Here is a 26467-nt window from a genome sequence, read left to right as displayed (position 1 = left end):
CGATCGTTCCCTCTCCCCTTTGGGGAGAGGGCCAGGGTGAGGGGTAACGGGTTGGATTAAATCACGACACCTTACTCGCCATAATCTGAATAATCTGCCGGTCCGTGGCCTGCATCGAGCGGCACGCCAGCGCGCACAGGTTTGCGATTGACTGCTCCACATCGTGCGCCACAATCCCCTCGTTTCCCGTTACGCCCGACTCATCCAGCGCCATCATCACCGCTTTCCAGGCGCTACTGACGCTGGTTGAGACCTTCATGGCGCAGCTGTTTGACGCCCCGTCGCAGATCATCCCGCTGACGTCACCGATCATGCTTCCAATCGCCATCGCAATGGTCTGGTAAGTGCCCCCCATCAGCCACGCCATACCCGCCGCAGCGCCCATCGCCGCCGTTGTCGCCGCACACAGTGCGGACAGGCGCGGAAGCTGATAATGAATATAGATCGCCGAAAGATGCGACAGCATCAGCGCCCGCGCCAGCCTTTCGTCGTCAGCCTGAACGTGTTCAGCCACGACCACAACCGGCATAGTGGCGGTGATCCCCTGATTGCCGGAGCCCGAATTGCTCATCGCGGGCAGCGTCGCGCCGCCCATGCGGGCATCCGAGGCTGCGCTGGTACGAATTACAATATCTGACCCCAGATCCTGCGCCATCCATCCGCGCGCGCGCTGCTTATCAAGCGTTGCGCCAATATGCAGCCCCCACTTCCCGCTGAGCCCTTCGCGGGAGAGCGCATCGTTCAGCCGCCCTGCCTGCAGGATAAAGCGGATCGCCTCAAACGGCACCTGCTCGACAAATTCCAGGATCTGCGACAGTGTAGTAGTTGAAAGCACCGCCAGCGGATCGTCATTCGTCTGGCACCGTTGATCGTCAAGCGTAAAGCGCGTTTCCCCCTGGCAAACCACTTCCACCACCCGCGTATGCCCGCCCGCGATGGTCACCATCGCCGAGAGATCCCCGGCATGAACGCAGGCGCGGGAATAGAGGATCTCATCACAGGGCTCCTGCAGTTTTACCTGCACTTGCCCTGCCTCAAGCAGGGCTTTGGCGCGGACAAGTGCATCGGCGGTGGCATCTTTCAACACCTCCAGTCCGGCGTGCGCGTTACCGCCAATCGCGCCCAGCGCCGCCGCAATCGGTAACCCGACCATACCGGTACCCGGCACCGTCACGCCCAGCCCGTTTTTCATCAGGTTCGGCGAGACCCACGCCTCAATCCGTGTGACCTCCCCCGGCAGAAGGTCTGCGGCCATCGCACAGGCCAGTGCCAGAGAGACGGGTTCGGTACACCCAAGGGCAGGCTTCACTTCTTCCTGCACCGCGCGAATAAATTGATTCCATAAAGGATGAGTTTGCTCAGACATCGTTACGACCTTAATTACCCTCAGGAGAATGCGAGGAAAGGAGAAACACAAAGCAGCAGTCCGGTGATGACGATAATCACCAGCGATACGCCTTTATATTTATGCAGGGCTGGCACCTTGTAGACCAGCCATGCAGGTATCAGGCAGCCCACCATGCCGAAGATGGGGCTGCAAATGGAGGTGAAGCTCAGCACCGGCGCGTTCAGGACTATCGCGCTCCAGGCCAGCAGGATGGCGAACAGCATAATCCCGCGCTGGACGGCGTTTTCATTGATTTTCTCAGCCGGCATTCTGCGGCGCAGGATGTTCATGACGATACCCTGCGTCGCCTCGCGAAAGCCGAGATAGACGCCGAAGAACGCGGTCATCACGGCGAAGATATTGAGGATCACGCTGACGATTTTGACCCAGCCCGCGCCGTCACCGCTGATAAACTGCGCCGCAATCGCCAGAGCCGAAATGTTCTGCTCGTAGGCTTTAACCGCCTCATCGTGCCCCATCGCCAGCGTGAAGGAGACGGCGTAGAAAAAGACCGTCACAAACAGGATGCCAAAGGCAATATTCATCGCCCGCAGCGCTTTGTGGCGCGCCACCTCCACCGATTTTTCCCGTGAACGGTATGAGATCACCATCGGACTCAGGGTCTGAATAAACAGAATGGAGGTTAAGGTAAAGGGCAGCGTAATGATGGCGTTTTTAATCAACAGTCCCAGCGGCGGCAACATGCCCACGTTGGCCAACTGCCAGAGGCCAATCATTGACAGCCCCAGTGCCGCAACGACAAACAGCTTGGTAAGCACCATCAGGCTGGAGACTTTAAACAGCAGCTTTTCTCCGCGTGAAGAAATCGCAACCAGAATGCAAATCAGGAATAGACCGTAGAACGGATTTTCAGATAACAAGCCGTCGGTCACGCCGAAGGTGTGCAAATACGAGGCGCTGTCGTTGGTAATGGCCGTAGAATAGACAAACATCCAGATCACCAGCATCACGAAATAGAGTGCGCCTAATAAAATGCCCCAGTTCTTACCCAAATAACCGCTAATTACGCTCGGGTAATCTTTGCACTCCGGTGATTCCGCCAGCGTATTAATAAACAGACGCTGGAATAAATACATGGCCGGATAGCCGATTATTGATGAGAGCAAAAATACCCACAGCCCCATTAATCCGACCTGCACGGGGAGAAAAACTATCCCCGCGCCGATAGCCATCCCAATACTCATGATGACCCAGCCCGTGTCGGTGCTGTCGAATTTAATCGCCTCTCGCCACTCGCTTTCACTCATTCCCGCCCGCCTTGCCGCAGGGGAATCACTCACAATCACACTGCTGTTTGTTGCCGTATCCATTGGGCACTCGCTTATTTTGTAGGGTAAACAGTTGTTTTTATTAGTTTCCGATCGCCAGCGATTACGATTCAGATGGTTGCAGGTGAGTGTTATTGGTGTGGGAAGATCATATCCGGAGAGCGGGAGAAAAATGTCACAACATTAATAAGGATATTCTGCTTCTGGAGGAAATTTTGCTTCTGAAGTGGGATATTAAAAGCTAATTTTCTAAAAGTGACGCCGATCAAGAAATAAAAACCCGCGCCATGCGCGGGCAGGAAATCAGTTAGCCAGCGCGTTAGCCATATCCGTTCTAATTTGTTTACGCTGTTCCGGCGTCAAAACCTGGCTGACGTCGAAGTAATATTTCACGCGGTAATAACGGGTCTGCTCTTCAATTTTGCTAAAGGCAGCAAGCTGGCTTTTCACCGTGCTTTCGTCCCACTTGCCCGCCTGGAACATGTCGATCAGCGCGCCGTCCTTCACGCCCGTCATCGGGATCTTGCTGACATTTTGTTCCAGCTGCTTATGCAGACCTTCAATCTCCTTAACCTGCTCATTGCTGAGCTTCAGGTGCTGCACCAGCGGATCCTGCGATGGAGACGGAGCAGCCTCAACGTTCGCGGCCTGTGCCGTAAAACTACACACTGCCAGCGAGGCGGCGACCAGCGCAATACGGGTCATTTTCATCATCTTACTGTCCTTACATGCTGTTATAGGGAAAAGCAGGGGTATTGTTTTTCAAGAGCGGATGAATATGTGTGAGTAATTATATAAACAATTTTGTATGTTTAGCGGACAAAAAAAGGCCCCCTGCATTGAGGGGGCATGAGAGCTCACGTTTAGATAGAGTGGGTAAAGGTTCGCGAAATCACATCCTGCTGCTGCTCGCGCGTCAGCGCATTAAACCGCACCGCATAACCTGAAACGCGGATGGTCAGGTTCGGGTAATTCTCCGGGTGCGCGATGGCATCGAGGAGCATTTCCCGGTTCATGACGTTGACGTTCAGATGCTGCCCTCCCTCAATAGAGGCTTCGTGATGGAAATACCCGTCCAGTAGCCCCACCAGGTTGGTTTTGCGCACCAGCTCGTCCTTGCCCAGCGCCTGCGGCACGATGGAGAAGGTGTAGGAAATCCCGTCTTTCGCATAGGTGAACGGCAGTTTGGCAACCGACGTTAGCGAGGCCACCGCCCCTTTTCTGTCGCGCCCGTGCATTGGGTTCGCGCCTGGGGCAAACGGCGTGCCGCCGCGTCGTCCGTCCGGCGTGTTCCCGGTCTTCTGACCATAAACCACGTTGGAGGTGATGGTCAGGATCGACTGAGTTGGCACCGCGTTGCGGTAGGTCCGCAGCGCCTGAATTTTCTTCATAAAGCGCTCTACCAGATCGCAGGCAATGCTGTCCACGCGGTCGTCGTTGTTGCCGTACTGCGGATAATCCCCTTCAATCACGAAATCGACTGCCAGTCCGGTATGGTCGCGCACCGGCTTCACCGTGGCATATTTAATGGCCGACAGGGAATCCGCGGCTACCGACAGCCCGGCAATGCCGCAGGCCATGGTGCGATAGACGTCCCGGTCGTGCAGCGCCATCAGCGAGGCTTCGTAGCTGTACTTATCATGCATGTAGTGAATGAGATTCAGGGCGCTAATGTACTGCACCGCCAGCCAGTCCATAAAGTGATCGAGGCTCGCCATCACGGTGTCGTAATCCAGCACGTCGTCCAGCAGCGGCTCGGTTTTAGGACCGACCTGGATCTTCAGCTTCTCGTCCACCCCGCCGTTGATCGCGTACAGCAGCGTTTTGGCGAGGTTGGCGCGCGCGCCAAAGAACTGCATCTGCTTGCCGATCACCATCGGGCTGACGCAGCAGGCAATGGCGTAGTCGTCGCTGTTGAAGTCCGCACGCATCAGATCGTCGTTCTCATACTGCAGCGAAGAGGTGACGATCGACACCTGCGCGGCGTATTTCTTGAACGCGATCGGCAGTTGTTCAGACCAGAGGATCGTCAGGTTCGGCTCAGGTGCTGGCCCCATGGTGTGCAGCGTGTGCAGATAGCGGAAGCTGTTCTTGGTCACCAGCGTGCGCCCGTCCAGCCCCATGCCGCCGATCACTTCCGTCGCCCAGATCGGATCGCCGGAGAAGAGCGTGTCGAACTCCGGCGTGCGCAGGAAGCGCACCATGCGGATCTTCATGATGAAGTGGTCGATCAGCTCCTGCGCCTGGACTTCATTCAGCCTTCCTGCCTGCATGTCACGTTCAATGTAGATATCGAGGAACGAGGCCGTGCGCCCCAGCGACATCGCCCCGCCGTTCTGGGATTTCACCGCGGCAAGGTAGGCAAAATAGAGCCACTGCACCGCTTCCTGGGCGTTCATCGCCGGGCGTGCGATATCGAAGCCATAGTTCGCCGCCATCTGCTGGATCTGCAGCAGCGCGCGCTTATGCTCCGCCAGCTCTTCACGCAGGCGGATCGTCGCCTCCAGATCCTCACCGCGCTCCAGCCTGCCCTGCAGATCCGTAAACTGGAGTTCACGCTCGCGCACCAGATAAGCAATCCCGTACAGCGCCACGCGGCGATAGTCGCCAATGATACGTCCGCGCCCGTAGCCGTCTGGCAAGCCGGTCAGCACGCCGGACTTACGGCAGCGCATCATCTCTGGCGAATAGACGTCAAACACGCCCTGGTTGTGGGTTTTGCGCAGGTCGGTAAAGAGATATTCAAACTGCGGATCCATCTCCCGGCCATAGGCTTCGAACGAGCTGCGGATCATGTTGATCCCGCCGTACGGATGGAGCGCACGCTTGAGAGGCTTATCGGTTTGCAGGCCGACGATCGTCTCCAGATCCTGGTCGATATAGCCCGGCCCGTGGGCCGTAATGGTGGTGGCAATGTTGGTGTCAAAATCCACCGGAGCGTGGGTGGCATTCTCCTGGCGAATGCCGACCATCACCTTCTGCCACAGCGCCGTCGTTGCTGGCGTCGCCTGCGCGAGGAAAGCTTCATCGCCTTCATAAGGGGTGTAGTTATGCTGAATAAAATCGCGGACGTTGACGGCGTTTTTCCATTCTTCACCGCGAAACCCGGCCCATGCGTCGCTGTAGGGCGCGACGCCCGTATCGATTGTTACTTTCATGTGTTTCTCGCTTTATCAGGCGTAAGCCGCAGCCGGGGTAACCTTCCCAAGACGGAGGGCGTCCAGCGCGATCATTTTTTCTTCGTTGGTAGGGATCACCGCGCAGGCCACGCGGGACGACTCGGTGGAGATCACGCGCTCACCCGCGCTGCCCGGCAGGGCATTTTTGGCGTCGTCGAGGCGGATGCCGAACACGTTCAGATGTTCCGCCACCAGCGCGCGGACAAGCGTCGAGTTTTCGCCAATACCGCCGGTAAAGACCACCCCATCGAGGCGGTGCAGTGACGCAGCGTGCCCGGCAATGTGTCGCGCTATACGGTGAACGAAGGTCTGGATAGCCAGCTGCGCCCGCTCGTTGCCAGCGTGCCAGGCTTTCTCCAGCGTGCGTAAATCGGAGGAGATGCCGGAAATCCCAAGCAACCCGGACTCTTTGTTGACCACGCGCTCCAGATCCTCGAACGACTGCCCGGTCTGCTGGGCAATCCACGCCATCGCGCCGAAGTCCACATCGCCGCAGCGCGTACCCATTACCAGCCCTTCCAGCGGCGTCATCCCCATGGAAGTATCCACGCTTTCGCCGTTGCGCACCGCGCAGATGGACGCTCCGTTGCCGAGGTGGGCAATCACCAGGCCGCTGTCATCGGGGGACAGCCCGAGAAGCGTATGCGCCTGCGCGGCCACGTAGCGGTGAGAGGTGCCGTGGAAGCCGTAGCGGCGCACGCCCAGCTCTTCAAAATAGCGGTACGGCAATCCGTACAGATACGCCTGCGGCGGCAGCGTCTGGTGGAAGCTGGTATCAAATACCGCGACCTGCTGCACGCCCGGGAACAAGCGCTCTGCGGCTTCCACGCCGCTCAGGTTAGCGTAGTTATGCAGCGGCGCCAGCGGAGAGACCTGGCGGATCTGCTCAATCACCGCTTCCGTAATCAGGGTCGACTCGCTGAAGAGGTCGCCGCCGTGCGCAATGCGGTGGCCAATTAAGGCCACGCTGCTCATCAGGTCACGCTTCTCCAGCTCCAGGGCGATGGCAGCCAGCGCCCCTTCGTAGTCCTGGTGAGCCAGTCTGGCTGGCTCACCCCCGTTCACGGAAATAAAGGCCTTCTCGGTGTTGATGCCGTCTGCAATGCCCGTCATCAGGGCGTCGCAGCTGCTGGCGTCGAGCACCGAAAACTTAACAGAGGACGAACCGCAGTTAATTACCAGTACAACCGGAAACTCAATCATCATGTGACTCCGCTCTTCCTGAGCAATGGGTTAGAACAGTTTGTAAACAATATTCAGAATGGTCAGCAGGCCGACCGCGGTAACGAAGATGTTCTCGGTACGCCCTTTGTATTTCGCCAGAGCTGGGGCTTTGCGGATGGCGTACATCGGCAGCAGGCACAGCAGAGAGGCGATGATTGGTGCGCCCATGGCTTCAATAAGGTCGAGAATGTTCGGGTTGGCGTAGGCCACAACCCAGGTGGAGCCCATGATGAACACCATGCTGATGGTGTTCAGTTTGCCAACAGAAACTTTCTTCTTATCGCCCTTGTAGCCGAACTTAAGGATCAGGCCATTCAGACCTTCCAGCGTGCCCAGGTAGTGCCCGAAGAAGGATTTGAAGATAGCAACCAGCGCGATGATAGACGCGCCGTATTCCAGTACCGTCGCGAACGTCGATTTGGTTCCGGACATTGACGCAAAGTGGTTCGCCAGGTAAGAGAGCACCGGAATATTCTGCGCCTTGGCGTCCGCCATGTTCTGCGGAGAGAGCGTAAACAGACAGCTAAAGGCGAAGAACATCACCACAGCCACCATCAGCAGGCTGGCGCGACCGATGATTTTGGAACATTTCTGCTCGGTGAACTCTTTACCGAACGTTGGCTCGTACTCTTCGCGCTTGGAGACCACAAACGAGGAGACGATAGGCGAGAAGTTGAAGGAGAAGACCATGATGGAGATACCCAGCCACACGGTGACCAGAATGCCGTCATGACCGGTGAAGGCGATATCGCTCAGGTTGACCTGGTCGATCACCGCCGAGTTCCAGTAAGGGATCAGCGACAGGGAAATCAGCACCAGGCTGGCGATAAACGGGAACACCAGGAAGCTCATGACCTTCACCATCAGGTCTTTACCAAACCAGATAACAAAGGCCATCAGCAGCAGCAGGAACAGCGCCACCACGCCGCGGTTCAGCGCGGGCAGCTGGAGCTGGTTTTCCCAGAAGGTCATAAAGGTGTTGGTAATGGTGACGCCATAAATCCACAGCAGCGGGCAAATGGCGAAGAAGTAGAGGAACGTGATCACCACCCCGCCGGTTTTACCGAAATGCTCTTCCACCGTTTCGGTGATGTTGCCGGAGACGTTGCTGCCGGACAAACACAAACGCGCCAGCGCGCGGTGGCAGTAAAACGCAATCGGGAATGCGAGAACCAGCATCAGCAGGATAGGGATTAATCCGCCAAAGCCTGCGCGAATGGGGAAGAACAGCACGCCTGCGCCAATGGCGGTACCAAACAGGCCAAGCGTCCAGGTGGTATCAGACTTACGCCAGGAGGACGTTTTTGTCTGGCCAACGATAATGCTTTCTGTGTTGCTCATAGGTCACCTTTATGCGTCAACGAAGCCGGTAATTTGGGAAACACGGGAGAGGTCGATATTGCCGCCGGAAATAATGCAGACGGTTTTGCGGCCCTGAATATAGTGGTCAAGTTTGCCGCTTAATAACGCAGCACAAGCCAGTGCGCCAGCGCCTTCCGTCACCACTTTATTTCGCTGAATAAGGGCAATCATGCTGTTGCGAATATCGTCTTCGCTCACCAGCACAATGTCATCGACCAGTTCACGAACGATTTCGAAGGTTAATTTCCCCGGACGAGAGACGTCGCAGCCGTCGGCTAACGTGCCGGTAACGCGATGGTTGGTTATTTCTCCTGCCTGCCAGGAGGCTGCCATTCCGTGCACGTTTTCAGACTGTACGCCGATAATATTAATGGTCGGGTTGATGGATTTAATCGCCGTCGCAATCCCGGCAATTAATCCGCCGCCGCCGATAGGTACAATGACGTTATCCACGTCGTATAAATCTTCGAGAATTTCCAGGCCGATGGTGCCCTGCCCGGCAATCACTTTTGGGTCATCGTAAGGCGGAATAAAAATACGCCCTTCCATCTCGACGATTTCGCTGACTTTGGCGATGGTGTCGTTAAAGTTCTCACCGTGCAGCACCACTTCCGCTGAGTAGTCGCGCGTCGCGGCGACCTTGGATTTTGGTGCGCCCATTGGCATCACCACTTTGCCATCGATGCCGAGCATGGCGCAGGAAAGGGAAACCCCCTGCGCGTGGTTTCCCGCTGAGCAGGCGACCACGCCTTTGCGTTTTTCAGCGTCGGTCAGCGAGCTTAACTTGTTAAACGCGCCGCGGATCTTAAACGAGCCGGTACGCTGCATATTCTCAAATTTCAGGAATATTTCGCCCTTACAACGTTCGCTGAGATAATTCGAACGTGGCATACCGGTTTTATATATTTTTCCTGCCAGTCGTTTTCTGGCGTCCTGAATATCTTCAATCGTTACCGGGAGATCGTAGGTAATATGCATAATATCCTCGTTATAATAATTCATTCTTTTCAGGCAAAGTCAGGGTATCAGCGCGTTAACACGTTAACGCTCTGGGTGTTCTTTAAAATGGGTACTAATTATTCATCGTCGTCTTTCGATATTCATCGACGAATATTGTTTTGCCAGCTCAACTAATACTGACGCCGATTTTTTAATCCTGTAATTTTTTGACCACACGGCGGCATAACGCGCCACGGGTAATTCATCTTCCACTGGCAGCACAATAAACTGGTCAGAACCGAACGGTGCAATCATGTCGCGGGGAATAACCGTCAGATAATCGGCATTCAGCACAAGGTTATAAATGGTGACGACGGAATCGGTCTGGACGATGTTTTCGATGCTGATGTGATTGTCTTGCAGGGTGGTCAGAAGTTCTTTGTAGTAGCCCATATCGGTTTGCGGCATCACCCACTGCTCGTGCGTGAGCGATGCCAGTGTCGTCGGGCCGGTGCACGTTCGCGTTTTGCTGGCGACCAGCACAAACTCGGACTCAAACAGCGGTTCGACGTGCAGATCCTGCAGCAGCATTTCATCACTCAGCGTGCCGATAGCGAAATCCAGACGACCGTCGCGAATGGCCGGCAGGAAAGAGGAGAGCTGGGCTTCATACATCGAGACGCGTGCTTTCGGGAACACTTCCTTAAATTTTTTGATCATTTCGGACAGGAAGGTGAAACCGATCAGCGACGGGTAACCAAAGGAGACGTCCATAACGGTGCTGAAACTCAGGCTGTTAATCTCACTCACCATGTTTTTCATTTCGCGGGTGATGGACTCTGAGTACGAGAGCAGAACCTGGCCCGCAGCAGTGAGTTTTACGCCGGTGTTTTTACGCACCATCACTTCCACACCGAAGTAGGACTCAATATCGCTGATGATTTTGCTGACGGCGGGTTGCGTCAGACCCAGCTGTCTTGCTGCAGAACCTATGGAGCCACTTTTAATGACTTCCTGAAATACCACGAGGTGCTGTGTTTTCGGTAGAATAATAGTGTTCATAATATTCTGCACTTATTTCCCTATGACGGGGTGAATTCTACTCAATAATGTTTGAAGGGGTATGTGCTGTTACTCACAATTTGCTTTCCAGGCCCTTTATCACGCACAGCGAAAAACCATAAAAACGCTTACTTATCAAAGGAATAAATAGAGACAAATATGCTACTACGCTGATATTGATCAACAAAAATAGCGGTAATAAATTTATTTTATGGCGATAACCCGGATAAATTTTACCATCCGGAAAAAATCAATAAAGGCGATATTTCAGGCAATTAAAGACCAATAAATAACCGCTATTTGTTTGAAACATTCTTTCAATTTATCAAATTTTTCCGACGCGAATTTTCAGGCTGGCGGAAAAGAGTGGAATACGTCACATATTCACAGGAGAAATGTATTTGATTTCAATGTATGCATATCAAACGAGAAAAGTTTCGCGATCATTAAGATAACAATCATAACAAATTATCAATACTGAAAATCGCGAGTTTTTTAGCGTGAAATTTTGTGATGACGATCGTCCGCAGACACAGGAGCGATACGGAAGGGGTAAAAACAGTGAAATGTGCTTAATGTCGCAAATATGAGAATTGATGTCGTTTGTCTGGTGCCGGGTGGCGCTGCGCTTACCCAGTCTACACCCCCTGAAAGCAAAAACCCCGCCGAAGCGGGGTTCTCTAAAAAGTTGAAGCTGACCGATAAGCCGGGTTCTGTCGTTGGACAGTCATTCATCTAGGCCAGCAATCGCTCACTGGCTCAAGCAGCCTACCCGGGTTCAGTACGGGCCGTACCATGTGAACCCCTATTTGGCCTTGCTCCGGGTGGAGTTTACCGTGCCACGGACTGTTACCAGCCGCGCGGTGCGCTCTTACCGCACCCTTTCACCCTTACCTGATCCCGCTTGCGCGGGCCATCGGCGGTTTGCTCTCTGTTGCACTGGTCGTGGGTTTCCCCCCCAGGCGTTACCTGGCACCCTGCCCTATGGAGCCCGGACTTTCCTCCCCTCCGCCCGTCTCCCCCGAAAGGGACGACGACGAAGCGGCGACTGTCTGGTCAGCTTCGGCGCGCAGTATAGAGGGTTTGCGCGCCGCTGTCACCCTCAGGTATGGGCAAGGCGTGATTAACGCGCCACTTCCACCTTCGCCAGTTTTTCGTAGTAGCATGCAATCGCGCTGTGATCGGCCGTGCCCAGGCCATCGGCACGCAGCGCCTGCATCATCTCCATGACCGCTGCGGTCAACGGCAGCTGCGCGCCCACGCCGTGTGACGTATCCAGCGCGTTGGCCAGATCTTTGATATGCAGGTCGATGCGGAAACCGGGTTTGAAATTACGATCCATGACCATCGGCGCTTTGGCCTCCAGCACGGTACTGCCCGCCAGGCCACCGCGAATGGCCTGATAGACCAGGTCCGGGTTGACGCCCGCTTTGGTTGCCAGCGTCAGCGCTTCGGACATGGCGGCAATGTTCAGCGCCACAATCACCTGGTTTGCCAGCTTGGTCACGTTACCCGCCCCGATATCCCCGGTATGCACCACGGAGCCCGCCATCGCTTTCATCAGGTCGTAATATCTATCGAAAACGGCTTTATCACCGCCGACCATCACCGACAGCGTACCGTCTATCGCTTTCGGCTCACCGCCGCTGACCGGCGCGTCCAGCATATCGACGCCCTTTGCTTTTAGCGCCTCGCTGATTTCACGACTTGCGAGCGGCGCAATAGAGCTCATATCAATCAGCACCAGGCCCGGCTTCGCGCCATCGATAATGCCGTTTTCACCCAGCGCGACCTCTTTAACATGCGGTGAGTTTGGCAGCATGGTGATGATGACGTCGCACTGCTCGGCAATCGCTTTGGCTGTGGTGGCCGTTTCTGCGCCCGCCGCCATCACTTCCGCCACGGCCTGTGGATTATGATCGGATACCACCAGCGAGTAACCCGCTTTGATGAGGTTCTTACTCATTGGTTTACCCATGATCCCCAGGCCAATAAAACCCACTTTCAGCGTCATAATCTGTATCCTCAATGATGGTTATTTTTTAAAAGCGTCCGCTAATTTCTGCGTGGCCGAGCGGAATACGCCGAGGTCGCTGCCGACGGCAACAAACGTGGCTCCCCACTCCAGATAGCGACGGGCGTCCGCCTCAACCGGCGCCAGAATGCCGCACGGTTTGCCGTGTGCTTTGGCGCGGGCAAAGATGTGCTGGATCGCGCGCTGCACGTCGGGGTGGCTGGCGTTGCCCAGATGGCCAAAGGCGGCAGCCAGATCGCTTGGGCCGACGAAGATACCGTCCACACCGTTTGTGGCGGCAATTGCGTCGACGTTATCAACGCCCTGCTGGCTCTCGATCTGAACCAGAATGGTGATGTTGCTGTTGGACTGCGCGAAATAGTCCGGCACGGTGCCAAACATATTGGCGCGGTGCGAAACGGAGACGCCGCGGATCCCTTCCGGGGGGTAGCGCGTTGACGCAACGGCCAGCGCCGCTTGTTCTTCCGTCTCCACAAACGGGATCAGAAAGTTGTAGAAGCCGATATCCAGCAGACGCTTGATAATCACCGGTTCGTTGGTGGGGACACGCACCACCGGAGCACTGTGGCTGCCTTTAAGCGCCATCAACTGCGGAATAAAGGTGCTGATATCGTTCGGTGCATGCTCGCCGTCCAGCACTAGCCAGTCGAAACCGGCCAGGCCCAGCACTTCGGTGCTGATTGGGTTTGCCAGCGCGGACCAACAGCCAATCTGAATCTGGTGCGCCGCGAGGGCCGCTTTAAATTTATTCGGGAAGATATCGTTACTCATCGTATTTACCTTTTTTATTCCGCAGCCTTTTCCAGTATCATTTTATTTATTCATTCAGACACCGTGCCAGCATGATATTTATTATTCTGCCGTATTCTGGCGTGATAAAAACGTCATTCAGTATAAGACGCTATCCGCGACCGCACATTGTTTTAATGCTCAGGTATTACGGCATATTTTGATAAAAATTTTTGCATATGCACAAAGCACTGGGCGCTAATGCACAGAATCAAGGATTACGGGTTCGGGAGCGATCGCGATCACATTTTAATATCCCCTATGCTGACATGCTTTATTTCTGAAAGCCGCGTATTAATTTCTACCATTAGAAAATTGGCTGAATTTATTATCAGATACTTTGCTGGAGAATAGTGAACAATGGCCGACATTGAAATTCGACAGGCATCGCCGACGGCGTTTTATATAAAAGTACACGACATCGATAATGTGGCGATTATTGTCAACGACAATGGCTTAAAAGCGGGCACTCGATTCCCGGACGGGCTGGAACTGATTGAGCATATTCCACAGGGACATAAAGTCGCCCTGGTGAATATCCCTGCTAATAGCGAAATCGTACGTTACGGTGAAGTCATCGGCTATGCCGTTCGCGCTATACCACAGGGTAGCTGGGTTGAGGAGTCGCTGGTGGCACTTCCAGAAGCGCCGCCGCTGAACACGCTTCCGCTGGCAACCCGCGTGCCGGAACCGCTTCCTCCGCTGGAGGGCTATACCTTCGAAGGCTACCGCAATGCGGACGGCAGCGTCGGCACCAAAAATCTGCTCGGTATTACCACCAGCGTGCACTGCGTGGCGGGCGTAGTGGATTACGTGGTGAAAATCATCGAACGCGATCTGCTGCCAAAATACCCGAACGTCGACGGCGTGGTGGGCCTGAACCACCTCTACGGCTGCGGCGTGGCGATTAACGCGCCCGCTGCCGTGGTGCCTATCCGGACCATCCACAATATCGCCCTCAACCCGAACTTTGGCGGCGAGGTGATGGTCATCGGCCTCGGCTGTGAAAAATTGCAGCCAGAACGCCTGCTGCAGGGTACCGAGGATGTCAAAGCCATCCCGGCAGACGAGGCCAGCATCGTGCGCCTGCAGGACGAACGCCACGTTGGTTTCCGCTCAATGGTCGATGACATTCTGCAGGTGGCAGAGCGACATCTGGACAAACTCAACCGCCGCCAGCGCGAAACGTGTCCGGCCTCTGAGCTGGTTGTGGGCACCCAGTGCGGCGGCAGCGATGCCTTCTCCGGCGTGACGGCCAACCCGGCGGTAGGCTATGCGTCCGATCTGCTTGTTCGCTGCGGCGCCACGGTGATGTTCTCCGAGGTGACCGAAGTGCGTGACGCCATCCATCTGCTTACGCCACGCGCCGTTAATGAAGAGGTCGGCAAGCGCCTGCTTGAGGAGATGGCCTGGTACGATAGCTATCTCGATATGGGCAAAACCGACCGCAGCGCCAACCCGTCTCCGGGGAACAAAAAAGGCGGTCTGGCGAACGTGGTGGAAAAAGCCCTTGGCTCCATTGCCAAATCCGGTCAGAGCGCCATTGCAGAAGTGCTCTCCCCGGGCCAGCGCCCGACGAAACGCGGCCTGATTTACGCGGCAACGCCGGCCAGCGATTTTGTCTGCGGCACGCAGCAGGTGGCATCCGGCATTACGGTACAGGTCTTTACCACCGGGCGCGGCACGCCGTACGGCCTGATGGCGGTGCCGGTGATTAAGATGGCGACCCGCACCGAGCTGGCAAACCGCTGGTATGACTTAATGGATATCAACGCGGGCACTATCGCCACCGGAGAAGAGAGTATTGAGGACGTGGGCTGGAAACTGTTCCACTTCATTCTGGATGTCGCCAGCGGACGGAAGAAAACCTTTTCGGATCAGTGGGGATTGCATAATCAGCTGGCGGTGTTTAACCCGGCACCGGTGACGTGACTTCCCGTCACCCAGCCCTCTCCCCCCAGGGGAGAGGGTAAAAAACCTTAAACCAACACCACCTCAATCCCGCTTTTTCGCAGCCCTTCCAGGCTCTCCGCCGGAATGCCTTCATCGACAATAATCATATCAATCCGTTGTGTATCAATGATTTTATGCAGGCTCGAGCGGTTAAATTTGCTGGAGTCCGTCACCACAATAATGCGTTCTGCCACCTCGCACATTTTGCGATTCAGACGGGCTTCGTCTTCGTTGTGCGTGCTCACGCCGCGGTCGAGATCGATGGCGTCAACGCCCAGGAACAGCAGGTCAAAATGGTAATTCTGTAGCGACTGTTCTGCCTGGTCACCGTAGAAAGATTGCGACTGACGGCGCAAATGTCCGCCGGTCATCAGCAGTTCCACCCCTTCCGCTTCCAGCAACGCATTCGCCACGTTCATCCCGTTGGTCATCGCGATGACGTCCGTGTGCTGACGCAGCATACGGGCGATTTCAAACGTCGTGGTGCCGGAGTCCAGAATAATACGGTGCCCGGGTTTGACCAGCGCGGCAGCAGCCTGCGCGATACTGCGCTTCACCGCCGTATTCAGCGAGCTTTTATCCTCCACGGAAGGCTCAGCGCCCGGCATGTTGCCTTCGCAAATCAATGCCCCACCGTAAGCGCGAACGGCAATGCCCTGCTTCTCCAGGAACGCCAGGTCGTTGCGGATTGTTACCGTCGATACGCCGTACAGATGAGACAGATCGTTAACCTGTACGCTTCCCTGCGCCCGCAACCGCTGAATGATCTGCTCCCGCCTTTCACTGGTGCTGGTGATGCGCTTTTCCGCGGATGAATCGGTGCTGCTCATACGAGCTCCTTAATCAATATTCTTTCGTTTCATTTCGTTTTGCCTATTAAGGCCTTTCCTTTACGGGAATGCAAGCCCTGCATAGTGACGATACGCAAGCTGGCACCGCGCTGAAACCTTTCATTATGTTTCTTTTGTGAAACAGATCGGAAAACTATTATCTTTCGTTTTATTTTTAGATCACCATGATGCAGGATTAAATGAAACAAAACGAAAGATAAATATCATTACCATCCGAAATGGAGAGGAAAGTGAAACATCTGACAGAAATGGTGGAACACCATAAACGGGGGAATTCAAACGGGATTTACGCCGTCTGCTCCGCACATCCGCTGGTACTGGAAGCTGCAATTCGTTACGCGCATTCACATCGATCCCCGCTGTTGATCGAGGCCACCTCCAACCAGGTGGATCAGTTTGGTGGCTATGCCGGCATGACGCCCGCTGATTTTCACGGGTTTGTCTGCCAGCTGGCCGAGTCGCTCGGTTTCCCGACGTCACAGCTGATCCTCGGCGGCGATCACCTGGGCCCTAACCGCTGGCAAAACCTGCCTGCGCAACAGGCGATGGCAAATGCCGACGATCTGATCAAAAGCTATGTTTCTGCCGGATTCAAAAAGATCCACCTCGACTGCAGCATGTCCTGCGCGGACGACCCGGTTCCCCTGACCGATGCGATCGTTGCCGGACGCGCCGCACGCCTGGCGAAGATTGCCGAAGCGACCTGTCGCGAGCAGTTTGGTGAATCCGATCTGGTCTATGTTATCGGCACGGAAGTGCCGGTTCCCGGTGGCGCGCACGAGACGCTCACCGAACTTGCCGTCACCACGCCAGACGCGGCCCGCGCCACGCTTGAAGCGCACCGCCACGCGTTCGAAAAGGAAGGCTTAAGCGACATCTGGCCGCGCATTATTGGCCTGGTGGTCCAGCCTGGCGTGGAGTTCGACCATGCGCACGTCTGCGACTATCAGCCGCAGAAAGCCGTTGCCCTGAGCAAAATGGTTGAAGCCTACGACACGCTGGTGTTTGAAGCACACTCCACCGACTACCAGACGCCGCAGGCGCTGCGAAAGCTGGTCAACGATCACTTTGCGATTCTGAAAGTTGGTCCTGCCCTGACCTTCGCCCTGCGCGAAGCGCTGTTCTCGCTGGCCGCTATAGAAGAGGAGCTGCTGCCGGCAAAAGCCAGCTCCGGCCTGCGTCACGTACTGGAAAACGTCATGCTCGACCGCCCGGAATACTGGCAAAGCCATTACCACGGTGACGGCAACGCGCGTCGCCTGGCGCGCGGCTACAGCTACTCTGACCGCGTGCGCTACTACTGGCCGGACGGTCAGATTGACGACGCCTTTGAACGCCTGGTGCGTAACCTGGCAGACGAGCCCATTCCGCTGCCGCTGATCAGCCAGTACCTGCCGTTGCAGTACAGCAAAGTTCGCGAGGGCGCTCTCAAGTCAACGCCACGGGAACTCATCATTGACCACATTCAGGACATACTCCAGCAGTACCACGCCGCCTGCGAAGGCGTAACAACGCAAAACGCATAATAAAAAGAGGAAAGCGCTATGCCAAACATTGTCTTATGCCGCATTGATGAACGCCTGATCCACGGTCAGGTGGGCGTGCAGTGGGTGGGGTTTGCGGGGGCAAACCTGGTACTCGTCGCCAACGATGAGGTGGCTGAAGATCCGGTTCAACAGAACCTGATGGAGATGGTGCTCGCGGAAGGGATCGCCGTGCGCTTCTGGTCGCTGCAAAAAGTGATCGACAACATTCACCGCGCCGCTGACCGCCAGAAAATCCTGCTGGTCTGCAAATCACCCGCTGATTTTCTGAAGCTGGTTGAGGGCGGCGTGCCCATCACCCGTATCAACGTCGGAAACATGCACTACGCCAGTGGCAAACAACAAATTGCCAAAACGGTCTCTGTCGACGCGAACGATATCGCCGCGTTCAACGGCCTGAAAGCGGCCGGTGTGGAATGCTTCGTTCAGGGTGTTCCAACAGAAACTGCTTTGGACCTCTTTAAACTGCTCTGAGGGATTCACAATGGAAATCAGTCTGTTGCAGGCGCTGGGGTTGGGCATACTCGCCTTTATCGCCGGTCTGGATATGTTTAACGGGTTAACGCACATGCACCGCCCGGTGGTGCTCGGGCCGCTGGTCGGCCTGATTCTGGGCGACCTGCATACCGGTATTTTGACCGGCGGTACGTTAGAGCTGGTCTGGATGGGGCTGGCCCCGCTCGCCGGTGCCCAGCCGCCGAACGTCATTATCGGCACCATCGTGGGTACCGCATTTGCCATCAGCACCGGCGTGAAGCCAGAAGTCGCGGTTGGCGTCGCCGTCCCGTTTGCCGTTGCGGTTCAAATGGGGATTACGTTCCTCTTCTCGGTGATGTCCGGCGTGATGTCACGCTGCGATCGCATGGCGGCCAATGCTGATACTCACGGTATTGAACGGGTTAACTATCTTGCGCTGCTGGCGCTCGGCATCTTCTATTTTCTTTGCGCGTTCCTGCCGATCTACTTCGGTGCGGAACATGCGAAAACCGCCATTGATGTTCTGCCGGCACGGTTGATTGACGGCCTCGGCGTCGCGGGCGGCATCATGCCAGCCATCGGCTTCGCCGTGCTGCTGAAGATCATGATGAAAAACGTCTACATCCCTTACTTCATTATCGGTTTTGTCGCCGCCGCCTGGCTCAAGCTTCCGGTGCTGGCGATTGCGGCGGCCGCGCTGGCGATGGCGCTGATCGACCTGATGCGTAAATCACCTGAGCCGACGGCTCCAGTAGCCCAGAAAGAGGAATTCGAAGATGGCATCTAACCAAACCACCCTGCCGGACGTGTCTGAACGCGAAGAGACGCTGCTGACCGGCGTGAATGAAAACGTCTACGAAGACCAGAGCATCGGTGCCGAGTTAACTAAAAAGGATATTAACCGCGTGGCCTGGCGTTCCATGCTGCTGCAGGCCTCGTTTAACTATGAACGTATGCAGGCCTCCGGCTGGCTGTACGGGTTGCTGCCCGCGTTGAAAAAGATCCACACCAACAAGCGGGACCTGGCGCGGGCAATGAAAGGCCATATGGGCTTCTTTAACACCCACCCGTTCCTGGTGACCTTTGTAATCGGCATCATTCTGGCGATGGAGCGCTCCAAGCAGGATGTGAACAGTATCCAGAGCACCAAAATTGCCGTCGGCGCGCCGCTCGGCGGTATTGGCGACGCCATGTTCTGGCTAACCCTGCTGCCCATCTGCGGTGGTATCGGCGCCAGCCTGGCGCTGCAAGGGTCGATTCTGGGGGCCGTGGTCTTTATCGTGCTGTTTAACGTGGTGCACCTCGGCCTGCGTTTTGGCCTGGCGCACTACGCTTACCGGATGGGCGTGGCGGCCATCCCGCTGATTAAAGCCAACACCAAAAAGGTCGGCCACGCGGCGTCTATCGTCGGGATGACGGTGATCGGCGCGCTGGTGGCAACCTACGTCCGCCTCAATACGACGCTTGAAATCAAGGCAGGTGATGCCGTTGTCAAACTGCAGGCCGACGTTATCGACAAGCTGATGCCCGCGTTCCTGCCGCTGGTCTACACCCTGACCATGTTCTGGCTGGTGCGTCGCGGCTGGAGCCCGCTGCGGCTGATTGGTATCACCGTGCTGCTGGGCGTTGTCGGTAAATTCTGTCACTTCCTGTAAAAGCAAAGAGGTTGCGATGTTAGGCATTATTTTGACGGGTCACGGCGGGTTTGCCAGCGGGCTTGAGCAGGCGATGAAGCAGATCCTCGGCGAACAGCCGCAGTTTATCGCCATCGATTTTCCTGAAACGTCCACCACCGCGCGGCTGACCGCTCAGCTTGAGCAGGCGGTGAGCGAACTCGATGCAGAGCACGATATTGTGTTTCTCACCGATTTGCTCGGCGGCACGCCGTTTCGCGTGGCATCGACGCTCGCCATGCAACGGCCGGGCAGTGAAGTGATCACCGGCACCAACCTGCAGCTGCTGCTGGAGATGGTGCTGGAGCGCGACGGATTAAGCAGTGAAGCATTTCGTCTGCAGGCACTGGAGTGCGGGCACCGCGGCCTGACGAGCCTCGTAGACGAGCTGGGACGCTGTCGCGAGGAAGCCCCTGCCGAGGAAGGGATATGAGCCAGCTGCTGCGCGCGAGGCGGGTGCTTACCGAACAGGGCTGGCTGGATGACCACCAGCTACGCATTGAAAACGGCGTGATTGCGGCTATTGAGCCTGTCCCGGCAGGCGTGACGTCGCGCGATGCAGAGCTGCTCTGCCCGGCGTATATCGATACGCACGTCCACGGCGGCGCGGGCGTGGACGTGATGGATGATGCGCCTGACGTGCTGGATATTCTCGCGATGCATAAAGCGCGCGAAGGCGTGGGTGCCTTTTTACCCACCACCGTTACCGCGCCGCTGGAGACTATCAACGGCGCGCTCGCGCGAATCGCCCGGCGCGCTCAGTCGGGCGGCCCCGGGGCGCAGATCCTGGGCAGCTACCTGGAAGGACCGTACTTTACGCCGCAGAACAAAGGGGCGCACCCGCCCGAGTTATTCCGGGAACTGAATATCACGGAGCTGGATGCACTGATCGACGTCTCGCATAACACGTTGCGGGTAGTGGCGCTCGCGCCAGAAAAACCCGGCGCGCTGCAGGCGATCCACCATCTTAAACAGCGCGGTTTACGCGTGATGCTGGGCCACAGCGCTGCCACGTACCGGCAAACACTCGCCGCGTTTGATGCGGGTGCCGACGGGCTGGTTCACTGCTACAACGGCATGACGGGGCTGCACCACAGAGAGCCCGGCATGGTCGGTGCAGGGCTGACGGACAAACGGGCGTGCCTGGAGCTAATTGCCGACGGCCACCACGTACATCCTGGGGCGATGCGCTTATGCTGTTGCTGTGCGAAGGATCGCGTGGTGCTGATTACCGATGCCATGCAGGCGGCAGGTATGCCGGACGGACGGTACACGCTCTGTGGTGAAGAGGTCTCAATGCAAAACGGCGTGGTTCGAACCGGCTCCGGCGGGCTGGCAGGTAGCACGCTGTCGCTGGATGCCGCGGTCAGGAATATGGTGGAGTATGCGGGCGTAACCGCCGAAGACGCTATCCATATGGCCTCGCTACACCCTGCCCGGCTGCTTGGCGTTGACGGTCAGCTCGGATCCTTAGCCCCGGGTAAACGCGCCAATATCATTGCGCTGGACGGGGGTTTGCACCTCCAGCAGATCTGGATTCAGGGCCAGGCTCTCCCCCTTTAGCCCTTTCATTGTGTCTCCTGTTGGCCTTACGGCACCCGATCGTAAGGCCTTTCTTTTCCTTTCCTTAAATTTTCCCTTTCCTTTCACGATCACACTTTTCGTTTTATTTCTTTTCTTCCATTGAAGTTTCGGTTTCTTTTCTATAGATTTTATTTAACTGCTAAAGTGAACAAGTGAAACGAAACGAAAGATAGCGACACGATTGCCAGCGTCTGATGTGGAATTCACACGACTAAGGACTGAGTTATGCCACAAACTACCACCGCCGCAACCGGCACCTGGACCGAGGAAGAGATCCGCCAGCAGCCTGCCAGCTGGATCCGCTCGCTCAACAATATCGATAGCCTGCGTGCTTCGATCGACAGCTTCCTGACGCCGCTACTGCGTAAGGACGATCTGCGGATCGTCCTTACCGGCGCGGGCACGTCCGCCTTTATCGGCGATATCGTTTCTCCCTGGCTCGCGAGCTACACCGGGAAAAACTTCACTGCCGTCCCGACAACCGATCTGGTCACGAACCCGATGGACTACTTCAGCCCTGCGCATCCGCTGCTGCTGGTTTCGTTTGCCCGCTCCGGCAACAGCCCGGAAAGCGTCGCAGCCGTCGAGCTGGCAAACCAGTTCGTGCCGGAGTGCTACCACCTGTCGATTACCTGCAACGAGGCGGGGAGCCTGTACCAGAACGCCGTCGACAGCGATAACGCCTGTGCCCTGCTGATGCCTGCCGAAACGCACGATCGCGGGTTCGCAATGACCAGCAGCATCACCACCATGATGGCGAGCTGTCTGGCCGTATTCGCCCCTGAGACGATCAACAGTAAAACCTTCCGCGACGTCGCCGATCGCTGTCAGGCGATCCTCACCTCGCTCGGCGATTTCAGCCACGGCGTCTTTGGCAATGAAGCGTGGAAACGCGTCGTCTATCTGGGAAGCGGCGGCCTGCAGGGCGCGGCGCGCGAATCGGCTCTGAAGGTGCTGGAGCTGACGGCGGGCAAGCTGGCGGCGTTTTACGATTCTCCGACGGGCTTCCGTCACGGACCGAAGTCTCTGGTCGACAACGAAACGCTGGTGGTGGTGTTCATCTCCAGCCATCCGTATACGCGCCAGTACGATCTGGATCTGCTGGCCGAGCTGCGCCGCGATCGCCAGGCTATGCGCGTCGTCGCCATCGCCGCTGAAAACGATCCGGTCATTGAAGCGGGTCCGCACATTCTGCTGCCGCCTTCACGTCCGTTTATCGATATGGAACAGGCGTTCTGCTTCCTGATCTATGCCCAGGTCTTTGCACTCACCCAGTCGCTCAGCGTAGGCAATACGCCCGATACGCCATCCGCCAGCGGAACGGTCAACCGCGTGGTGCAGGGCGTTGTTATTCATCCGTGGCAGGCTTAAGAGGATCTGATTATGAGTATTATCTCGACGAAATATCTTCTGCTGGACGCGCAGGCAAAAGGCTACGCCGTTCCGGCGTTCAACATCCACAACGCGGAGACGATCCAGGCGATCCTCGAAGTGTGCAGCGAAATGCGATCGCCGGTGATCCTCGCGGGCACGCCGGGCACCTTTAAGCATATTGCGCTGGAAGAGATCTACGCCCTGTGCAGCGCGTACTCCCACACCTACGACATGCCGCTGGCGCTGCACCTCGATCACCACGAATCGCTGGACGATATTCGCCGCAAGGTCAACGCGGGCGTGCGCAGCGCGATGATCGACGGCAGCCACTATCCGTTTGAACAGAACGTGAAGCTAGTGAAGTCGGTGGTCGATTTCTGCCACCTCAACGACTGCAGCGTCGAAGCCGAGCTGGGCCGCCTGGGCGGCGTGGAAGATGACATGAGCGTTGATGCGGAAAGCGCGTTCCTCACCGATCCGCAGGAGGCGAAACGCTTCGTCGAACTGACCGGCGTCGACAGCCTTGCCGTCGCCATCGGCACCGCGCACGGCCTGTATACCAAGCGCCCAAAAATCGACTTCCAGCGGCTGGCAGAAATTCGCGAAGTGGTCACGGTGCCGCTGGTGCTGCACGGCGCGAGCGATGTGCCGGATGAGGATGTGCGTCGCACCATCGAACTGGGCGTGTGCAAAGTCAACGTGGCCACCGAACTGAAAATTGCCTTCTCTGACGCGGTTAAAGCCTGGTTTGCCGAAAACCCGCAGGGTAACGATCCGCGCTTCTATATGCGGGTCGGCATGGACGCCATGAAAGAGGTGGTCAGGAGCAAGATCGCCGTTTGCGGCTCGGCAAACCGATTGCTGCTTCCGGCTGAAGCCTGATTAAAAAGGAGCTTACGCTGATGAAAAAAATCTTCGCACTCTCAGTGCTGGCCCTGTGCGTTTCCCATAGCGCGGCGGCGGCGAACTACGCGCTCAATAACGACAATATTGCCCTCTCGTTTGATGACGCAAACTCAACGGTAGTGGTTAAGGATAATAAGGCTAACCATCCGCTCACGCCGCAGGAGCTGTTCTTTCTGACGCTGCCGGATGAGACAAAAATCCACACTGCTGATTTCACCATCAAGCACGTCGAAAAGCAGGACAACGCAATTGTCATCGACTTTACCCATCCGGACTTTAACGTGACGGTGAAGCTAAACCTGGTGAAGGGAAAATACGCCAGCATCGACTACACCATTGCCGCAGTCGGCCAGCCGCGAGACGTGGCGAAAATTACCTTCTTCCCGACCAAAAAACAGTCTCAGGCCCCCTATGTCGACGGAGCAATTAACAGCTCGCCGATCGTTGCTGATTCATTCTTTATTTTGCCGGACAAGCCCATCGTTAACACTTACGCCTATGAAGCGACCACTAATCTCAACGTAGAACTGAAAACGCCGATCCAGCCAGAGTCGCCGGTCAGCTTTACCACCTGGTTCGGCACTTTCCCGGAAATCAGCCAGCTGCGCCGCAGCGTAAACCAGTTTATTGATGCCGTTCGTCCGCGACCGTACAAGCCTTATCTGCACTACAACAGCTGGATGGATATCGGCTTTTTCAATCCCTACACTGAGCAGGATGTGCTGGAGCGGATGGACGAGTGGAATAAGGAGTTTATTACCGGACGCGGCGTGGCGCTGGACGCCTTCCTGCTGGACGACGGATGGGACGACCTTACCGGGCGCTGGCTATTTGGCCCGGCATTCAGCAACGGTTTTGGCAAGGTTCGGGAAAAAGCCGACAGCCTGCACAGCTCGGTTGGACTGTGGCTCTCACCGTGGGGAGGCTACAACAAGCCGCGCGACGTTCGCGTCTCGCATGCAAAAGAGTATGGGTTCGAAACCGTCGACGGGAAGCTGGCGCTGTCAGGGCCGAACTACTTTAAGAACTTCAATGAGCAGATCGTTAAGCTAATCAAAAACGAACACATTACCTCATTCAAGCTGGACGGGATGGGTAATGCCAACGCGCATATCCAGGGCAGCCCGTATGCCTCGGATTTTGACGCCTCCATCGCCCTGCTGCACAACATGCGCAGCGCCAACCCGAATCTGTTTATCAACCTGACGACAGGTACCAACGCCAGCCCGTCCTGGCTGTTCTATGCCGATTCTATCTGGCGCCAGGGCGATGACATCAACCTGTACGGCCCCGGCACGCCGGTGCAGCAGTGGATGACCTACCGCGATGCGGAAACGTACCGCTCCATTGTGCGCAAAGGCCCGCTGTTCCCGCTGAACTCGCTGATGTACCACGGGATCGTCAGCGCGGAAAACGCCTATTACGGGCTGGAGAAAGTGCAAACGGACAGCGATTTTGCCGACCAGGTCTGGAGCTACTTCGCCACCGGCACGCAGTTGCAGGAGCTGTATATCACCCCGTCAATGCTGAACAAGGCGAAGTGGGATACCCTGGCACAGGCGGCGAAGTGGTCGCGGGATAACGCCAGCGTGCTGGTGGATACGCACTGGATTGGTGGTGATCCAACCGCACTGCAGGTTTACGGCTGGGCATCCTGGAGCAAGGACAAAGCGATTCTCGGCTTGCGTAACCCGTCGGATAAGCCGCAAAGCTACTTCCTGGATTTGGCGAAAGATTTCGAAGTCCCGACAGGAAACGCGGCGCAGTTTAGTCTGAAGGCGGTGTATGGCCGTAATTCAACCGTACCGGAGGCGTACAAAAATGCGGTGGTGATTACACTGCAGCCGCTGGAAACGCTGGTGTTTGAGGCGATGCCAGTTAACTAAAAGGTGTATCAAGCTCTGTAGGCCGGGTAAGGCGCAGCCGCCACCCGGCAAAACAGGCGTCAGGGACTTACTCCCCCTGCTGCTCCAGCGCATACTTATACAGCGCATTTTTCTTAACGCTGTGAATTTCTGCCGCCAGCGCAGCGGCTTTCTTCAGCGGCAGTTCCGCCTGCAGCAGCGCCAGCGTACGCAGCGCGTCGGCAGGAAGCGCGTCTTCTTCCGCCTTGTGCCCTTCGACAATCAGCACCATTTCGCCCTTGCGGCGGTTTTCGTCTTCCTTCACCCACGCCAGTAGTTCACCCACCGGCGCGCCGTGGATAGTCTCCCAGGTTTTGGTCAGCTCGCGCGCCAGCACCACGTAGCGGGCTTCCCCCCAGACGGTCACCATATCTTCCAGGCTCTCCAGCAGGCGGTGCGTGGATTCGTAGAAAATCAGGGTACGCGGTTCCGCTTCCAGGTCTTTTAAGACGTCGCGGCGGCCTTTGGATTTGGCAGGCAGAAAGCCTTCATAGCAGAAACGGTCAGACGGCAGACCTGCGGCGCTCAGCGCAGCAATGGCAGCGCATGGACCCGGCAGGGGCACAACGCGAATACCGGCTTCGCGACAGGTACGCACCAGGTGATAGCCCGGATCGTTGATCAGCGGCGTACCGGCGTCGGAGACCAGGGCGATGTTCTGCCCCTCTTTCAGCTTCGCCACCAGCGTTTCGGCTTTTTGTTGCTCATTGTGATCGTGCAGAGCGAACAAACGGGCGTTAATCGCGAAATGTTGCAGCAGCAGGCCAGTGTGGCGGGTATCTTCAGCAGCAATTAAATCAACAGCTTGCAGTACGGTGAGCGCACGTTGGGTAATATCAGACAAATTCCCGATAGGAGTAGGTACAATATAAAGCTGGCCTTGAGAATTATCTGCCGTTTCGTGTTGTTTCATTGTTTCGTCCGTATTGCCGATT

The 26467-nt window shown here is 56.4% G+C and carries 22 protein-coding genes and 1 other RNA gene; 10 read left to right on the top strand and 13 right to left on the bottom strand.

The window, feature by feature from the left end:
• Positions 1-61: 61 nt before the first annotated feature.
• From ACDO57_RS16740 to garL, 11 genes are all read right to left on the bottom strand, one after another.
• On the bottom strand, positions 62-1366 hold the full coding sequence (locus ACDO57_RS16740) for a serine dehydratase subunit alpha family protein (protein WP_370884281.1): 1305 nt from the start codon (positions 1364-1366) through the stop codon (positions 62-64).
• A gap of 20 nt (positions 1367-1386) precedes the next feature.
• Positions 1387-2718: an amino acid permease gene (locus ACDO57_RS16735; protein ID WP_048992589.1), complete on the bottom strand. Its 1332-nt coding sequence runs from the start codon at positions 2716-2718 to the stop codon at positions 1387-1389.
• Positions 2719-2979: 261 nt separating this feature from the next.
• Positions 2980-3390, bottom strand: a complete 411-nt coding sequence (locus tag ACDO57_RS16730; RefSeq protein ID WP_048992587.1) for a hypothetical protein — start codon at positions 3388-3390, stop codon at positions 2980-2982.
• Between the two features lie 149 nt (positions 3391-3539).
• Complete coding sequence (gene pflB, locus ACDO57_RS16725) at positions 3540-5834, bottom strand: formate C-acetyltransferase (protein WP_024906396.1); 2295 nt, start codon at positions 5832-5834, stop codon at positions 3540-3542.
• Between the two features lie 15 nt (positions 5835-5849).
• The gene (tdcD, locus tag ACDO57_RS16720; RefSeq protein ID WP_048992631.1) at positions 5850-7058 is read right to left on the bottom strand and encodes a propionate kinase; all 1209 of its coding nucleotides are present in this window, start codon (positions 7056-7058) and stop codon (positions 5850-5852) included.
• Positions 7059-7088: 30 nt separating this feature from the next.
• Positions 7089-8420 (bottom strand): threonine/serine transporter TdcC, encoded by a 1332-nt coding sequence (gene tdcC, locus ACDO57_RS16715; RefSeq protein WP_024906394.1) that lies wholly within the window; start codon positions 8418-8420, stop codon positions 7089-7091.
• Between the two features lie 9 nt (positions 8421-8429).
• Positions 8430-9419: a bifunctional threonine ammonia-lyase/L-serine ammonia-lyase TdcB gene (gene tdcB / locus ACDO57_RS16710; RefSeq protein WP_045260157.1), complete on the bottom strand. Its 990-nt coding sequence runs from the start codon at positions 9417-9419 to the stop codon at positions 8430-8432.
• Between the two features lie 102 nt (positions 9420-9521).
• Entirely contained in the window at positions 9522-10442 is a 921-nt protein-coding gene (gene tdcA, locus ACDO57_RS16705; protein WP_008501504.1) for a transcriptional regulator TdcA, read from the bottom strand.
• 686 nt (positions 10443-11128) lie between these two features.
• Positions 11129-11506, bottom strand: an RNA gene (gene rnpB / locus ACDO57_RS16700) — RNase P RNA component class A.
• Between the two features lie 59 nt (positions 11507-11565).
• Positions 11566-12456: a 2-hydroxy-3-oxopropionate reductase gene (garR, locus tag ACDO57_RS16695; RefSeq protein ID WP_090418824.1), complete on the bottom strand. Its 891-nt coding sequence runs from the start codon at positions 12454-12456 to the stop codon at positions 11566-11568.
• Between the two features lie 21 nt (positions 12457-12477).
• The gene (gene garL / locus ACDO57_RS16690) at positions 12478-13248 is read right to left on the bottom strand and encodes a 2-dehydro-3-deoxyglucarate aldolase (RefSeq protein WP_032650347.1); all 771 of its coding nucleotides are present in this window, start codon (positions 13246-13248) and stop codon (positions 12478-12480) included.
• A 378-nt stretch (positions 13249-13626) separates the two neighbouring features.
• On the opposite strand from garL, the gene garD reads away from it, so the two are divergent.
• Positions 13627-15198, top strand: coding sequence for a galactarate dehydratase (garD, locus tag ACDO57_RS16685; protein ID WP_370884280.1), 1572 nt, complete (start codon positions 13627-13629; stop codon positions 15196-15198).
• Between the two features lie 47 nt (positions 15199-15245).
• Here the strand turns inward: garD and ACDO57_RS16680 are convergent, their stop codons facing one another.
• Entirely contained in the window at positions 15246-16049 is an 804-nt protein-coding gene (locus ACDO57_RS16680; RefSeq protein ID WP_024906389.1) for a DeoR family transcriptional regulator, read from the bottom strand.
• A gap of 239 nt (positions 16050-16288) precedes the next feature.
• On the opposite strand from ACDO57_RS16680, the gene kbaZ reads away from it, so the two are divergent.
• The 9 genes from kbaZ (at position 16289) to ACDO57_RS16635 (ending at position 25514) form a co-directional block, all read left to right on the top strand.
• Entirely contained in the window at positions 16289-17596 is a 1308-nt protein-coding gene (kbaZ, locus tag ACDO57_RS16675) for a tagatose-bisphosphate aldolase subunit KbaZ (RefSeq protein WP_370884279.1), read from the top strand.
• An 18-nt stretch (positions 17597-17614) separates the two neighbouring features.
• Positions 17615-18088, top strand: coding sequence for a PTS N-acetylgalactosamine transporter subunit IIB (gene agaV / locus ACDO57_RS16670; protein WP_023333561.1), 474 nt, complete (start codon positions 17615-17617; stop codon positions 18086-18088).
• Positions 18089-18098: 10 nt separating this feature from the next.
• Complete coding sequence (gene agaW, locus ACDO57_RS16665; protein ID WP_061716430.1) at positions 18099-18878, top strand: PTS N-acetylgalactosamine transporter subunit IIC; 780 nt, start codon at positions 18099-18101, stop codon at positions 18876-18878.
• Complete coding sequence (gene agaE / locus ACDO57_RS16660) at positions 18868-19746, top strand: PTS N-acetylgalactosamine transporter subunit IID (RefSeq protein WP_061716429.1); 879 nt, start codon at positions 18868-18870, stop codon at positions 19744-19746. The genes agaW and agaE overlap by 11 nt, the downstream gene beginning before the upstream one ends.
• Before the next feature lie 16 nt (positions 19747-19762).
• On the top strand, positions 19763-20197 hold the full coding sequence (agaF, locus tag ACDO57_RS16655; RefSeq protein WP_045355421.1) for a PTS galactosamine/N-acetylgalactosamine transporter subunit IIA: 435 nt from the start codon (positions 19763-19765) through the stop codon (positions 20195-20197).
• Positions 20194-21327 (top strand): N-acetylglucosamine-6-phosphate deacetylase, encoded by a 1134-nt coding sequence (gene nagA / locus ACDO57_RS16650; RefSeq protein WP_370884278.1) that lies wholly within the window; start codon positions 20194-20196, stop codon positions 21325-21327. Before agaF ends, nagA begins: the two co-directional genes overlap by 4 nt.
• A 246-nt stretch (positions 21328-21573) precedes the next feature.
• Entirely contained in the window at positions 21574-22719 is a 1146-nt protein-coding gene (locus ACDO57_RS16645; RefSeq protein WP_370884277.1) for an SIS domain-containing protein, read from the top strand.
• A gap of 12 nt (positions 22720-22731) precedes the next feature.
• On the top strand, positions 22732-23604 hold the full coding sequence (kbaY, locus tag ACDO57_RS16640; RefSeq protein ID WP_048992574.1) for a tagatose-bisphosphate aldolase subunit KbaY: 873 nt from the start codon (positions 22732-22734) through the stop codon (positions 23602-23604).
• Between the two features lie 20 nt (positions 23605-23624).
• Complete coding sequence (locus tag ACDO57_RS16635) at positions 23625-25514, top strand: enterotoxin (protein WP_370884276.1); 1890 nt, start codon at positions 23625-23627, stop codon at positions 25512-25514.
• A gap of 67 nt (positions 25515-25581) precedes the next feature.
• Here ACDO57_RS16635 and rsmI read toward each other — a convergent pair whose 3' ends face one another.
• Positions 25582-26445, bottom strand: coding sequence for a 16S rRNA (cytidine(1402)-2'-O)-methyltransferase (rsmI, locus tag ACDO57_RS16630; protein ID WP_061716424.1), 864 nt, complete (start codon positions 26443-26445; stop codon positions 25582-25584).
• Positions 26446-26467 lie beyond the last annotated feature (22 nt).

It is taken from the genome of Enterobacter cloacae complex sp. 2015409 (assembly GCF_041365315.1).
Taxonomy (GTDB): Bacteria; Pseudomonadota; Gammaproteobacteria; order Enterobacterales; family Enterobacteriaceae; genus Enterobacter; species Enterobacter pseudoroggenkampii.
Note: the sequence above shows the minus strand (reverse complement) of the source record. Positions and strands in the feature narration are given on the sequence as shown.

What these genes read in the sequence shown, in the direction of transcription:
- ACDO57_RS16740 (WP_370884281.1), bottom strand. Translation starts at nt 1,366, where the DNA reads ATGTCTGAGCAAACTCATCCTTTATGGAATCAATTTATTCGCGCGGTG.
- ACDO57_RS16735 (WP_048992589.1), bottom strand. Translation starts at nt 2,718, where the DNA reads ATGGATACGGCAACAAACAGCAGTGTGATTGTGAGTGATTCCCCTGCG.
- ACDO57_RS16730 (WP_048992587.1), bottom strand. Translation starts at nt 3,390, where the DNA reads ATGATGAAAATGACCCGTATTGCGCTGGTCGCCGCCTCGCTGGCAGTG.
- pflB (WP_024906396.1), bottom strand. Translation starts at nt 5,834, where the DNA reads ATGAAAGTAACAATCGATACGGGCGTCGCGCCCTACAGCGACGCATGG.
- tdcD (WP_048992631.1), bottom strand. Translation starts at nt 7,058, where the DNA reads ATGATTGAGTTTCCGGTTGTACTGGTAATTAACTGCGGTTCGTCCTCT.
- tdcC (WP_024906394.1), bottom strand. Translation starts at nt 8,420, where the DNA reads ATGAGCAACACAGAAAGCATTATCGTTGGCCAGACAAAAACGTCCTCC.
- tdcB (WP_045260157.1), bottom strand. Translation starts at nt 9,419, where the DNA reads ATGCATATTACCTACGATCTCCCGGTAACGATTGAAGATATTCAGGAC.
- tdcA (WP_008501504.1), bottom strand. Translation starts at nt 10,442, where the DNA reads ATGAACACTATTATTCTACCGAAAACACAGCACCTCGTGGTATTTCAG.
- garR (WP_090418824.1), bottom strand. Translation starts at nt 12,456, where the DNA reads ATGACGCTGAAAGTGGGTTTTATTGGCCTGGGGATCATGGGTAAACCA.
- garL (WP_032650347.1), bottom strand. Translation starts at nt 13,248, where the DNA reads ATGAGTAACGATATCTTCCCGAATAAATTTAAAGCGGCCCTCGCGGCG.
- garD (WP_370884280.1), top strand. Translation starts at nt 13,627, where the DNA reads ATGGCCGACATTGAAATTCGACAGGCATCGCCGACGGCGTTTTATATA.
- ACDO57_RS16680 (WP_024906389.1), bottom strand. Translation starts at nt 16,049, where the DNA reads ATGAGCAGCACCGATTCATCCGCGGAAAAGCGCATCACCAGCACCAGT.
- kbaZ (WP_370884279.1), top strand. Translation starts at nt 16,289, where the DNA reads ATGGAGAGGAAAGTGAAACATCTGACAGAAATGGTGGAACACCATAAA.
- agaV (WP_023333561.1), top strand. Translation starts at nt 17,615, where the DNA reads ATGCCAAACATTGTCTTATGCCGCATTGATGAACGCCTGATCCACGGT.
- agaW (WP_061716430.1), top strand. Translation starts at nt 18,099, where the DNA reads ATGGAAATCAGTCTGTTGCAGGCGCTGGGGTTGGGCATACTCGCCTTT.
- agaE (WP_061716429.1), top strand. Translation starts at nt 18,868, where the DNA reads ATGGCATCTAACCAAACCACCCTGCCGGACGTGTCTGAACGCGAAGAG.
- agaF (WP_045355421.1), top strand. Translation starts at nt 19,763, where the DNA reads ATGTTAGGCATTATTTTGACGGGTCACGGCGGGTTTGCCAGCGGGCTT.
- nagA (WP_370884278.1), top strand. Translation starts at nt 20,194, where the DNA reads ATGAGCCAGCTGCTGCGCGCGAGGCGGGTGCTTACCGAACAGGGCTGG.
- ACDO57_RS16645 (WP_370884277.1), top strand. Translation starts at nt 21,574, where the DNA reads ATGCCACAAACTACCACCGCCGCAACCGGCACCTGGACCGAGGAAGAG.
- kbaY (WP_048992574.1), top strand. Translation starts at nt 22,732, where the DNA reads ATGAGTATTATCTCGACGAAATATCTTCTGCTGGACGCGCAGGCAAAA.
- ACDO57_RS16635 (WP_370884276.1), top strand. Translation starts at nt 23,625, where the DNA reads ATGAAAAAAATCTTCGCACTCTCAGTGCTGGCCCTGTGCGTTTCCCAT.
- rsmI (WP_061716424.1), bottom strand. Translation starts at nt 26,445, where the DNA reads ATGAAACAACACGAAACGGCAGATAATTCTCAAGGCCAGCTTTATATT.